11 protein-coding genes are annotated in these 12,417 nt (G+C 64.9%); 9 read left to right on the forward strand and 2 right to left on the reverse strand.

Features of this window, described 5'->3' with window-relative positions; translation table 11 throughout:
* The first annotated feature begins 155 nt into the window (after window positions 1-155).
* The 4 genes from ASE00_RS00740 (at window position 156) to ASE00_RS00755 (ending at window position 4,991) form a co-directional block, all read left to right on the forward strand.
* Window positions 156-1,103: a VOC family protein gene (locus ASE00_RS00740; RefSeq protein WP_056376938.1), complete on the forward strand. Its 948-nt coding sequence runs from the start codon at window positions 156-158 to the stop codon at window positions 1,101-1,103.
* A gap of 70 nt (window positions 1,104-1,173) precedes the next feature.
* Window positions 1,174-3,324 (forward strand): TonB-dependent receptor, encoded by a 2,151-nt coding sequence (locus ASE00_RS00745; RefSeq protein ID WP_056376940.1) that lies wholly within the window; start codon window positions 1,174-1,176, stop codon window positions 3,322-3,324.
* A gap of 109 nt (window positions 3,325-3,433) precedes the next feature.
* On the forward strand, window positions 3,434-4,198 hold the full coding sequence (locus ASE00_RS00750) for an SDR family NAD(P)-dependent oxidoreductase (RefSeq protein WP_056376942.1): 765 nt from the start codon (window positions 3,434-3,436) through the stop codon (window positions 4,196-4,198).
* A 19-nt stretch (window positions 4,199-4,217) separates the two neighbouring features.
* A complete protein-coding gene (locus tag ASE00_RS00755; protein WP_162256380.1) occupies window positions 4,218-4,991 on the forward strand; it encodes an SDR family NAD(P)-dependent oxidoreductase in 774 nt (257 codons plus the stop codon).
* Between the two features lie 565 nt (window positions 4,992-5,556).
* Here ASE00_RS00755 and ASE00_RS00760 read toward each other — a convergent pair.
* Entirely contained in the window at window positions 5,557-6,009 is a 453-nt protein-coding gene (locus ASE00_RS00760) for a MarR family winged helix-turn-helix transcriptional regulator (RefSeq protein WP_056376946.1), read from the reverse strand.
* Between the two features lie 83 nt (window positions 6,010-6,092).
* Here ASE00_RS00760 and ASE00_RS00765 point away from each other — a divergent pair, with 83 nt between their 5' ends.
* The 4 genes from ASE00_RS00765 (at window position 6,093) to ASE00_RS00780 (ending at window position 11,584) form a co-directional block, all read left to right on the forward strand.
* The gene (locus ASE00_RS00765) at window positions 6,093-7,253 is read left to right on the forward strand and encodes an HlyD family secretion protein (RefSeq protein WP_235538483.1); all 1,161 of its coding nucleotides are present in this window, start codon (window positions 6,093-6,095) and stop codon (window positions 7,251-7,253) included.
* A 2-nt stretch (window positions 7,254-7,255) separates the two neighbouring features.
* Window positions 7,256-8,827, forward strand: a complete 1,572-nt coding sequence (locus ASE00_RS00770) for an MDR family MFS transporter (protein ID WP_056376947.1) — start codon at window positions 7,256-7,258, stop codon at window positions 8,825-8,827.
* Window positions 8,827-10,257 (forward strand): efflux transporter outer membrane subunit, encoded by a 1,431-nt coding sequence (locus ASE00_RS00775; protein ID WP_056376949.1) that lies wholly within the window; start codon window positions 8,827-8,829, stop codon window positions 10,255-10,257. Before ASE00_RS00770 ends, ASE00_RS00775 begins: the two co-directional genes overlap by 1 nt.
* Window positions 10,258-10,456: 199 nt before the next feature.
* Entirely contained in the window at window positions 10,457-11,584 is a 1,128-nt protein-coding gene (locus ASE00_RS00780; RefSeq protein WP_056376951.1) for an OmpA family protein, read from the forward strand.
* 104 nt (window positions 11,585-11,688) lie between these two features.
* Here the strand turns inward: ASE00_RS00780 and ASE00_RS00785 are convergent, their stop codons facing one another.
* A complete protein-coding gene (locus ASE00_RS00785) occupies window positions 11,689-11,976 on the reverse strand; it encodes a hypothetical protein (protein ID WP_056376953.1) in 288 nt (95 codons plus the stop codon).
* 106 nt (window positions 11,977-12,082) lie between these two features.
* Between ASE00_RS00785 and ASE00_RS00790 the strand changes: the two genes are divergently transcribed.
* The gene (locus ASE00_RS00790) at window positions 12,083-12,352 is read left to right on the forward strand and encodes a hypothetical protein (RefSeq protein WP_156405219.1); all 270 of its coding nucleotides are present in this window, start codon (window positions 12,083-12,085) and stop codon (window positions 12,350-12,352) included.
* The last annotated feature ends 65 nt before the right edge of the window (window positions 12,353-12,417 follow it).

Raw genomic sequence — 12,417 nt, forward strand, 5'->3', positions numbered from 1 at the left:
ATTTTCGCCAAAAACCCAAGACACTCCCGATCAAAAATAATTCACTATTGACATACGTATCCACTATTATGAAAAATGATCTGAGCAAGTGATGCTTCCACGCCTCGGCCGGCACGGCCGCGTCAGGGGAGTTTCGAGGAGGGGGTTTAGGTCGAATGACGGCACCATTCAGGTACAAGCGCCTGGGCTACCTGGTCCTCGACGTCAGCGACATCGAGCGCTCGACGCGTTTCGCGACGGACGTCTTTGGTCTCGATCTGGTTTCGGAGGCCGGGGATGGCAGCCGCTATTTCCGTGGCAGCTTTCACCATCACGACGTCATCTTCCGTCCGGCCAGCAAGCCGATGGCTCAGCGCTCGGCGTGGGAGCTCGAAAATCGCGCCGAACTCGACAAGGCCTTCGCCTATTTCACGCGTATCGGTTTCGCTCCGGCTTGGCTGGCTGAAAGCGAAACCCGCCAGCTCGAGATCGAGCGGGCGTTCCGGGTGGTCGATCCGGTCATCGGGCTGACCTGGGAATATTTCATCGACATGACGGTCATGCCCTCATCGCGCCGGAACGGTGTTACCGGATTTCAGGGCGGCAAGCATTTCGGACTTTGCGTCGATGATGGGCGCAGCGCGAGCCGCCTGCTGATCGACGATATGGGCTTCCTGCTGTCGGACTATTTCGAGGGGGATGTGGTGACGCTGCTGCGCGCCTTCCCCAATCCGAACCACCACAGCCTGGCGCTGCTGGGTGGAACGGAGGGGCCCGTTCGCTTCCACCATGTCGCCTTCATGGTGAATGAAATCGACGATATCGGCCGGTTGTTCAATCGGGCCAAGCAGATGGACGTCGACATTCATTTCGGCATCGGCCGCCACCCGACGTCGGGCAGCATCCATCTCTACATCTACGATCACGACAATTTTGTCTGGGAATACACGCTCGGCATGGAGCAGTTCCCTGAGGCCGGTGCCCGCGAGGCCCGGCGGATGTCTTCGGCACCGGAGGATTTCGACCTGTGGGGCGCAGTGCCGGACAACAGCCGCAAATACGAACTTCCGGAAGTCTTTACACGCCTATCGAAGCCGCTGGAGGCGGTCTCGACCACGGCGTGAGGCCGCGATCGCGCATAAATTTGAGACAGGCGGCCTTGAATAGCCGCTATCAAGGGGAGGATTAGAGAACATGCGAAACAATGCTTTGCGGGCCCGTGCGTCCGCTGCCGCGATTGCGGCGCTGTTCGTGCTGCCCGGCGCAGCCTGGGCTCAGGCGGCCGCGGATACGGGGCTGGAAGAGATCGTCGTGACGGCGCAGCGCCGGGCCGAGAATCTTCAGAACGTTCCGATCGCGGTCACCGCGCTCACCGCCAGCGCGCTTGCCGCCAAGGGGGTCACCGATACCAAACTGCTCGCCACCGCGGTTCCGGGTCTTACCTTCACTACCCAGGCGAACCTCGCGGCGCCCCGCATTCGCGGTGTCGGCACGGCGATTGCCGGCGCGGGCAACGAGAACCCGGTGTCGATGTATGTCGACGGCGTTTACTATGCCTCGGCGGGCGCTTCGGTCCTCGCCTTCAACAACATTAGCCAGATCGCGGTCCTCAAGGGGCCGCAGGGCACGCTGTTCGGCCGCAACGCCACGGGCGGCCTGATCCAGATCACGACGCGCGATCCCAGCCAGACCTTCTCGGGTCAGGCCGATGCGAGCTATGGCAACAAGAATACGATCGGCGCGAATCTCTATGTCACCGGCGGCCTGACCGACGGCCTGGCTGCTGATCTCGCCGTGCATTTCAAGGATCAGACCGACGGGTTCGGGCATAATCTCCTTACGGGCAAGGAGGTCGGCAAGGGCCGCAACATTTCGCTGCGGTCGAAGCTTCAGGCGACCCCCGATGATCGCACCGTCGCGACGCTGACCCTCGATTATTCCCACTCGCGCACGGCATCGCCGACCTATCGTCTGGTCGATGGCGAGCTCGGCCTGAACGGCCAGTTCTTCGCGGGCGGCAAGTTCGACACCAACGCCACCATCGATCCGCGCACCCGGGTCGAACAATATGGCGCGGCATTTCATCTGTCCCGCGATCTCGATTTCGCGAAGCTGGTCAGCATCACCGCATATCGGCGCTCCAATTTCATCGGCATCTTTGATTCCGATGGCCAGCCCGAAGACTATATCCGCGTCCTCGTCGCCGAACCGGGGCGGCAGTTCAGCCAGGAGCTTCAGCTTATTTCGCCCAATGGCGGGCGCTTCAACTGGCAGGCCGGGCTATATTATTTCTGGTCCAGGGACGGCTATTTCCCGGCGGACATCTCGCTGCCGCTGTTCGGCATCACCAGCCATATCCGCACGCTGCAGCGCTCACGCTCCTTCGCCGGCTATGCACAGGGCACCTACAAGTTCGACGATCTTACCTCGCTCACCGTGGGTGCGCGCCTGACGCATGAGATCAAATATATGCACGGCTCGGGCGCGGTCGATGTGCTGGGGACTCCGATCGTCATTCCGGCGGGCCCCTATTCCGACAAGACGTCGGTCACCCGGCCGACATGGCGCATCGCGCTCGACCGGAAGCTCGGGGGCGACGTTCTGGTCTACGCATCGTACAACCGCGGCTTCAAGAGTGGCGGCTATGAGCCCGGCGAGACCGCGGCGGCGCGCTATTTCAAGCCCGAAGAGATCGATGCCTATGAGGTCGGCCTGAAGAGCCAGTTCCTCGACCGGCGCGTGCGCCTGAACGTCGCAGGCTTCTATTACGACTATCGCGACATCCAGTTGAACTCGTTCAGCAATGGCGTGACGCACATCTACAACGGCGATTCCGCGAAGATCTACGGTCTCGACCTGGATCTGACCGCGGCGCCCACGCGCAACCTCACGATCACCGGCGGTCTGTCGGTGATCCATGACCGGTTTGGCGATTTCCCGATCGTCTACACGGCGGTCAGCCCGACCGGCGGCATCGTCCAGCTCCCCGACGGCAGCGCCAAGGGCAAGCGGCTGCAGAGCACGCCCGACTGGCAGCTCAATCTGGGCTTCAGCTACAATATTCCGCTGGCCTCGGGCTCGATCATGCTGAGCGGCGACTTCTTCCATTCCGGCCGCTGGTATTCGACCCCCGAAAACCGCCTGTTCCAGAAGGCGTATAACCTGGTCAACGCCTCGGCGACCTGGTCGATCGGCGACGACGCCCGCTACTCTTTGCAACTCTGGGGCCGCAATCTCGGCAACGTCGCCTATGCCGATCAGCTCACGATCCAGGTGCCGGTCGCCGACTTCGTCAATATGGCGGAAGGCCGTACCTTCGGCGCTACCTTCGGGGTGAAGTTCTGATCTGACCTCTGGCCGGATCGGCAGGGCCGGTTTCTCATGGGGGAACCGGCTCTCGGCGCTCCGGCCATTGGGCCGGCACCAGCGGTGCAAGCGATGTGAAGGAGCAAATATGGCGGGTCGGCTCAAAGACAAGGTCTGCGTCATCACGGGTTCGGGCGGCAGCATGGGGCGGGCAGCCGCCCGCATGTTCGCCGCCGAAGGGGCGATCGTCGTCGGCTGCGACATCGACGAAGCGTCGGCGAACGAGACCGAGCGTCTGGTGCGGGAAGCGGGCGGGGCGATCCGGACCTTCCACCCCGGTGACCTGTCGCGCAAGGAGGTCGCCGAGGCGCTCGCCGAATGGACGCTGGCGCAGCATGGCCGGATCGATGTGCTGTATAATAATGGCGGCGGCGTCGTGATGGAGTGGCTCCAGAAGATGACCGCCGACCAGTGGTCCTTCACGATGCGCAACGAGCTCGACCTGATCTTCTTCGCCACCCAGGCCGTCTGGCCGGCGATGGTCGCCCAGAAGAGCGGATCGATCATCAATGTGGGTTCGGTATCGGGCAAGATCGCCTATCGCGTCCTGCCCGCCGTGGCGCACAGTGCGGCGAAGGGTGGCGTCATTGCGATGACCAAGCATCTTGCCATGGAAGGCGGGCCGCATGGCATCCGCGTGAACTCGATCAGTCCGGGCCTCGTCGAGACCAATGCCACGCGGGCGCTTCTCGACATCCCCGAATGGGCGGAGGCGATGCACGGCAAGCTCATGCTCGGCCATGTCGGCCAGCCCGAGGACGTCGTCTACGCCGCGCTGTATCTGGCCTCGGACGAGGCGCGCTGGGTTACCGGCGCCGACTTCGCGATCGATGGCGGCACCACCGCATGGTGACGCCAGGGAGGGAATGATCATGCGGATCGAAGGTCAGGTCGCCCTCGTCACGGGTGCGTCGGGCGGGATTGGCGCGGCGCTCGTCGACAGCCTGCTTGATGCCGGTGCTGCGCGGGTCGTTGCCTGTGACGTGCAGGAAGCCGCGCTTGCGGCCCTAGCGCGGCGCTCGCCCAGGATCGACACGCTGCTGCTGGACGTCACCGATGAGGCGGCGGTCGCGGCGGCGGCCTCGGGACATCCCGATGTCGGCATCCTCATCAATTGCCACGGCCTCGCCATCCAGCAATCCTATCTCGAAGCCCCCTCGCTGGCGGCGTTCCGGCGCGAGATGGAGGTCAATTATTGGGGCCAGGTGCTGATGTGCCGCGCCTTCGCGCCGGTGCTCATGCGGGCCGAAGAGGGCGCGCTCGTCAACGTGCTGTCGCCGCTCGCTTACGTGACCTTCCCGTTCGTGGCTCCCTATTGCGCAACCAAGGCGGCCTGTCGCGCGCTGACCGATGCGATGCGCGCCGAATTCGCCCCTGCTGGCGCGCTCGTCATCGGCGTCTATCCCGGCAATATCGACACCGCCATGATGAGCAATGTCGATGTGCCGAAGAGCGATCCGCATGTCGTGGCGCATGCTGTCGTGGAAGGATTGCGATCCGGCTTGCAGGAGGTTTGGGCAGGCGCATCGGCGGAAGAAATTCGCGACATGCTGAAGAGCGATCCCGACGCGTTGATCGCTGCGGCCGCCAGGCAGCTCAGGATCGCCAACATCAACGCCGCGGGCCAGACCGTATCGATCGGATGAAATCAATTAAAGCTCGCCGCCGAAGCAGCCTTCCGTTGCAGCGCGAGCAACAGCATCGGGTACCCAATGTCGGTGATTACGATCCGCCCGCGGACGCCTGCGCTAACGGCAGGTTGCCAATTCACCAGGATGGAGAATGATCGGTAGCTGCGCATTTCGGGCCGGCGACAGCAGGGAAGAGGTTATCGCGGCCCGCCCAGCATTTGCGGGACACCTTCAGCCGATGTTAGTCCTGTAAGAGCACCATCTCCTTCAGCTGTATGAGTGCGCTTCATTCCGGAGCGGTCCTCGCGCGATTTTTTTGTTTTCGCGCTGCTGGTTCTAATTCGCTCGTCCGAAGAGTTAGACGAGTCGAATATGTACAGGCTGGTTTCGGCGGCTTCGGCGGGATGAAGCCGCGTCGCCATCAGCTCACTATCAGGAAGACGATGCCGCAGATCGCCAGTGCGCTGCCGCTGGCGCAGCAAAGCAGGCCGAAGCCACAGCGGCACAATGCGGGCTCGAATCGCTCCATTCAACCCTCTCCGTCCTGCTCGTTCTGGCAGGTGCCGGGAGAGTATCATATTTATAGCGATGAGCAAATATTCGCAGGTTCGGCGTCGTTCAGCGCTTCCGACAATTTGGCGAGAATGGCGGTCAACTGATCGCGCTCGCCCTGGTCGAGCCGTTCGAAGATCATGTCGGCGAGCTGCGCCCGAAGCGGCTCGGTCGCCTCGATGATCCTTTCGCCATTCGCGGTGATCGAGACGAGCTTCGCGCGGCGGTCGGTGGGGTGAGGGGTCCGTACGGCCAGCCCTTCGCGTTCGAGACCGTCGATGGCCTCGGTGATGGTGCGCGGCGTCGCGCCCAGCAGTTCGGCGATGTCGGCGGCCCGGCACGGTCCGTGTTTTTGAAGATATAGCAGTAGCTTGGTCCGCGCCAATGATGCGCCCTCGGCCGCCATCCGACGGTCGACCAAGCGATGAATCCGGAGGAACAATCCGCCGAAATCGCGAAGCAGGCGATCATTTTCGTTCATTACTGAGGGCCCACAATAAATGGGCTTGCGCTACTTTGCAAGTGCGAGCATCTGGCAGGCGAACCGATAGAAAGTTGAGTCGCGTGACCGACCAGATCATACGCAATGACGAGTCCGACCGCCCCGATGCCGAAACTACGGAGGAAGCTGCTTCCCCAAGCCGGCGTCAGCGGTTGAGGCGCATACTGATCGTCGTGGCGGCAATCGCCATCATCGGTGGTCTCGGCTGGTATGCCTATCATCGGATGATCGGCCGGTTCATGCAGTCGACCGAGGATGCCTATGTCCAGGCCGACGCCGTCGTCGTCTCGCCCAAGGTGACGGGCTATGTCGACAAAGTGTTTGTTGCCGAGAACCAGCAGGTCCGCGCCGGCCAGCCGCTCGTCCAGATCGATCCGCGCGACTATCGCGCCCAGACGTCGCAGATCCGCGCGCAGATCGACGTGGCGGGCGCAAGCTTGGAAGGCGTCCGCGCCCAGATAAGCGAACAGCAGGCGGCGGTGGCCGAAGCCGAGGCGGCGCTTGCCGCCGCGCTCAGCGACGCCAGTTTCGCGCGCGGACAGGTAGCGCGCTATGCGCCGCTGGCCGCGTCGGGCGCGGAAAGCCGGGAGAAGCTCAGCGAACTGGAGACCCGGGCGCGCCAAGCTGACGCCCAGGCCAGCCGGGCGCGGGCGGCGCTGGTCGCGGCGCGGCGGCGGATCGATACGCTCGGCGCGCAGGCAAATCAGGCGCGTTCTCAGGGCGAGGCGGCGCGCGCGCAGCTGGACGCGGCCAAGGTCAACCTGGGCGCGACGCTGATCCGCGCGAGCATCAATGGCCGGATCGGGGACAAGTCGATCCGCGTCGGGCAACTGGCCCAGGCGGGCACGCGGCTGATGTCGATCGTGCCGACCCAGCATCTCTATGTGGAGGCCAATTTCAAGGAGACGCAGCTGGGGCTGATGGGGCCCGGTCAGCCGGTTACGCTGGAAATCGATGCGCTGCCCGATGTCGAACTGCATGGCCGCGTCGAAAGCCTCGCACCGGGTACCGGCGCACAATTTTCGCTGATCCCGCCGCAGAACGCGACCGGCAACTTTACCAAGATCGTGCAGCGCGTGCCGGTGCGCATCTCGGTCGAAGCCGGGCCGGACACGCTTGCCCTGCTGTTGCCGGGCATGTCCGTGCACGCCACCGTCGACACGCGTTCGGCTGCGGGCTCGCTCCAGCGCATTCGCGATGAGCAGGAGGCGCGCGGCCGGTGAGTATGGCGGCGGCCTCTGCCATGGCCGGCGGGGCGGACGCCGTGCGTCCCCCCGCCAAGGCTGATCTCGGTGCCTGGCTGGCGGTCGCGGCGGGCACCCTCGGCGCATTGATGGCGACGCTCGACATATCGATCGTCAATTCGGCTTTGCCCACCATCCAGGGCGAGATCGGCGCCAGCGGCACCGAGGGGACCTGGGTGGCGACGTCCTACCTCGTCGCCGAGATCGTCATCATTCCGATGGCGGCGTGGCTCGAACGGATGCTCGGCCTGCGCACCTTCCTGCTGGTCGCTGCGGGGCTGTTCACGGGTTTCTCGGTCGTTTGCGGAACCGCATCGACGCTGACGATGATGATCATCGGCCGGGTGGGGCAGGGCTTCACCGGTGGGGCGATGATCCCGACCGCGCAAACCATCATCGCCCAGCGGCTGCCGCCGTCGCAACAGCCGGTCGGCATCGCCCTCTTCGGGGTGACCGCGATCATGGGCCCGGTCATCGGCCCGCTGATCGGCGGCTGGCTGACCGAAAATCTCAGCTGGCATTATGCCTTTTTCATCAACGTGCCGATCTGTGCCGCGCTGGTCATTCTGCTGCTGGTCGGAATGCCGCATCGCAAGCCGCGGATCGACCTGCTCGTCGAGGCCGACTGGCTGGGCATCCTCGGGCTGGCGATGGGGCTTGGCGGGCTTACCGTGCTGCTCGAAGAGGGGCAACGCGAGCAGTGGTTTTCCTCCTCGTTCATCCAGACGATGGCGGTGATCAGCGGCATCGGTTTCGCATCGCTCTTTGCGGGACAGGTGATGGCGCGCAGGCCGATCATCAAGCTCAGTCTGCTCCTCGACCGGCAGTTCGGCGCGGTGGCGCTGATGGGCATCGTCCTCGGCATGGTGCTCTATGGGACATCTTACGTCATTCCCCAGTTCCTTGCTGCGATCGCCAACTACGACTCGCTGCAGTCCGGCAAGATCGTGTTGCTGTCCGGCATTCCCAGCCTGATCGTCATGGCATTGATCCCGATCCTGATGCGCACGGTGGACATCCGGATCGCGGTGGGGGGCGGCCTGCTGATCATGGCCGGTTCCTCCTTCCTCGATGCTTCGCTGACGATCGAGTCCGCAGGCGGTGACTTCGTCGTTTCGCAGCTGCTGCGCGGCGTCGGGCAGATATTGGGGATGATCTTCCTGAGCCAGGCGGTCGTGCGCTCGGTGCCGCCCGAAGACGCAGGCGACGCGTCGGGCCTGTTCAATTCGGTCCGCAACCTGGGCGGCAGCCTGGCGCTTGCCGGCATCGCCACCTTACAGGACCAGCGGCTCTGGTTCCATTCGCGCCGTTTGGAGGAGACGCTGAGCGCCAATGCGGTGGCGGTACAGGATTATGTCGGAAATTATAGCGCAGCGATGGGCGGCGCTTCCGGAGCTATCAACGATATATCGCGGCAGATAGCCGCACAGGCGCTGGTGATGACCTTCAACGATATTTTCTGGATCATGGCGGTGGGGACGATGATCGCACTGCCGCTCGTGTTCTTCCTTCGTCCGCTTCCCCAGGGTGCCGCTCCGGCGGCGATGCACTGATGCGACACATCATCCCACCCGCGCTCCTCGCGCTGCTCGCCGGTTGTACCGTGGGGCCCGATTATCATGGCCCCGTCGCCAGTCCGGCGACCACGCCGCGCGCCGCCTTCGTGCGGGCCGGTGAATTCATCCCAGCGGCCGAGCCCGCGCTTGCCGATTGGTGGACGGCGTTCGGCGACACGACGCTGAACGCGCTCGAGGCACGAGCGCTCGCCGGCAATCCGGGCATTGCGGTCGCCGAGGCACGGCTGCGCCAGGCGCGCGCCGGGCTGCGGCTCGAGCGGGCGAACGGCGCCCCCACCGTCAATACGAGTGCGACCTATCTCCACGCCACGCTACCCGGGGTGAACATCGGGCAAGCGAACGACGCGTCTACCGACGACGGAAGCCAGTCGCTCAACTTCTACAATGTCGGCTTCGACGCCAGCTGGGAGCTCGATCTCTTCGGCGGACACCGTCGCAGCCTCGAAGCAGCGCGGGCGCAGCTGGGCGCGGCGCAGGCGAATGTCGCCGACGCGCAGCTGAGTCTTACCGCGGACGTCGCGCGGACCTATGTTTCGCTGCGCGACGTGCAGAACCGCCTCGCACTGGCCCGCCGCTCCGCCGCCATGCAGCGGCAGATGCTCGATCTGCTGCGGCAGCGTTTCGACCGCGGTGCGGTATCGGCGCTGGACGTCGAGCGCTTCGCCGGGCAGGTCGAAACGACCGAAGGCGGCCTGATCCCGCTTCAGGCGCAGATCGCGAGCTATCAAAACGCGCTGGCGGTGCTCGCAGGCGAGCAGCCGGGCGAACTCGATGCCGTGCTGTCGCCGGCCGCGGCGGTGCCGTTGCCGCCCGCCGCGGTGCCCGTCGGCGATCCGGCTGCGCTGCTTCGCCGCCGCCCCGATATCATCGCTGCCGAACGCCGGCTTGCGCAACGCACGGCGCAGATCGGCACGGCTCAGGCGGCGCGGCTGCCCCGCTTGAGCCTGCTGGGGCTGATCGGTATTGGCGGAACAAGGCCGGGCGATGTCCTCGATCCCGACAATCTTACCGCGCTGGCCGTGCCGATGCTGCAATGGAATGCCCTCGACTTCGGCCGGGGCGCTGCGCGCGTGCGCCAGGCCGAGGGCGCCCGCGACGAGGCGGAGGCGCAGTATCGCAGCGCAGTGCTCACGGCGCTGCGCGACGCGGAAGACGCGCTGAGCCGTTTCGGCGCACGCCGGCAATCGGTCGCGAGCGCGGCGCGCGCCAGGGCTTCGGCCGCGCGGGCCGCGGATCTGATGCAGCAGCGCTTCCGCGCCGGGACCGCTACGCTGATCGATACGCTCGATGCCGAGCGCCAGCGGATAGCGGCCGAGGACAGCCTATCGTCGGCGACCGCCAACCTTACCGGAGATTATATCGCCCTCCAAAAGGCGCTTGGCCTGGGGTGGACATCGCACGATTGAGGGTCTGAGGCCTGAAGCTGTTGCTTTGATGCAACGATCGGGCACAGTTCCACAGATATACGCGCGGTCGCGCAACCCTGTCGCCCCCGCAACGTTTGGTGTGCATTCGGACCTCCGATCCGCGGCCCTGCCTCGATCGGTCACCGGATTGAGGTGTCGGACGGTGGGTCCGGCCGGGCAGGTTGAACAGGGAAGTGATATGCGCAGAATGACCCTTTTGGCGGCACTAGCCGCGACGGCGCTGGCTGCGCCGGCTCTCGCCCGCGACAACAGCTGGTATGTTGGCGTCGAGGGCGGCGTGATGAAGCCGCGTGATACGAAGTTTGACGTCGGGCCCTCGCCGATTGCTCCTGCGGGCGGTCGGACCACGGTGGAGAACAAGCTCGGCTACGATGTCGATGCGGTGCTCGGTTATGACTTCGGCATGATCCGGCTCGAAGAGGAGATCGCCTATAAACGGGCGAGGGTGAAGGAGATCACCACCACCGCCGCGCGCACGCCGGCCAATGCGGGGGGCGTCGGCGCTCCGCCGGGGGTCTATCCCGACGCATCGGGCAAGACGACTGCGTTCGGCGTGATGATCAACGCGCTGCTCGATTTCGGCGACGAGGATGGCTTGTCCTTCTATGCCGGCGGCGGCGCTGGCATCGCGGGTGTCAAACTGCAGAACTACAATGTTTCGGGCGACGACTTCATCGACTTCAAGCTGGCCAAGCGTTTCGCCTGGCAGGCGATCGCCGGTGTTCGCTACGCGGTCAGCGACCATGTCGATGTCGGTGTGAAGTACCGCTACTACACCGTGACGAAGGTACGCCCGGTCGATGTCGCCAACGCCCAATATGACGGCAAGTGGCGGTCGCATAGCGCGATGCTGAGCCTGATCTACAATATCGGCGGACGCGCTGAAGCGGCGGCTCCCCCGCCACCGCCACCGCCCCCGCCGCCGCCCCCTCCGCCGCCGCCCCCGCCGCCGCCGCCGCCAGTGGTTGAGGCCCCGGGTCCGTTCATCGTGTTCTTCGACTGGGATAAGTCGGACATCACGGCGGAAGCGGCGTCGATCCTCGATAACGCGGCCAATGCCTATGCCACGACCGGTCAGGCCCGTGTCCAGCTTGCCGGCCATGCCGACAAGTCGGGCGGCGACCAGTATAATGTCGGTCTCTCGCAGCGTCGTGCCGACGCGGTGAAGGCCTACCTGGCTGGCAAGGGTGTTCCGGAAGCGGCGATCGCGACCGAAGCCTTCGGCGAAAGCCGTCCGCTGGTCGACACCGCCGACGGCGTCCGCGAACCGCAGAACCGCCGCGTGGAAATCACCTTCGGCTCGTAAGCGGTTCGGTCATCGCTTCGGCGACGACCGGCAAAGAATTGGGTCGGCCTTCGGGCCGGCCCTTTTTCTATGGATGGGAAGGCGGCTGATTGCTGCCAGCGCCGTCATTTCGGGCGGCGCTGGCGGTTGCCGAGCATCGGGGCTGCGATCTTTAACGCGATCACCGCGACCAGCAGCGCAGCTCCCACCACGACGATGCGTGGCGATCCGGACATGATCACGAAGGCGGCGCCAGCCACGCCGAGGGTGACCATCAGGATGTTGTCCGACAGCGACGCCGCCGGGCGGCAATGCTCGCAGCTGCAATCTCGTTCGTGGCGCACGGCGTGATTCCCTTGTCCCTGATCCCGGCCTAGCGCGGAGAAGACCGCGATGCGCGTGACTGCGGTCACGCGGGTTCGTCAGGGCGATTGCATCGGCGTGAGGCCGGTCACGCGTCCGCCGCACGGTGCCGGCCTATTCGATTCCACGTCGATGATTCGCGCGGAAGGAGCCGCTATGGCCAATCGCATCGTGACGTTAGACAGGGTCGCGCAACTGCTGGCCGCCGATGCCGGCGTCTCCTGGCGCGAACTGCCCGACTATCCGGGTTTCTCGAAAGGGCGCTGGCGCGATCAGGCCCGCTGGCTGATCCGCCGCGACGCTCCCGCCGCACATGTCGTCGAGGGCCGGGTCGAATGGGACGGGCGGACGGCTGACGACGTCGTCCGAAATTTTTCGGTACGAGACTTTCTGCGCCTGATGGAGGTGCAGAAATTCTCACGGTGAAACGCCTCGATTCCGCGAGCAGCGCCGGTTCGACGCCTATCCGCGTCGAACGCCCCTTCGCGCAA

The organism is Sphingomonas sp. Root710 (assembly GCF_001429065.1).
In the GTDB taxonomy this organism is placed as follows: Bacteria; Pseudomonadota; Alphaproteobacteria; order Sphingomonadales; family Sphingomonadaceae; genus Rhizorhabdus.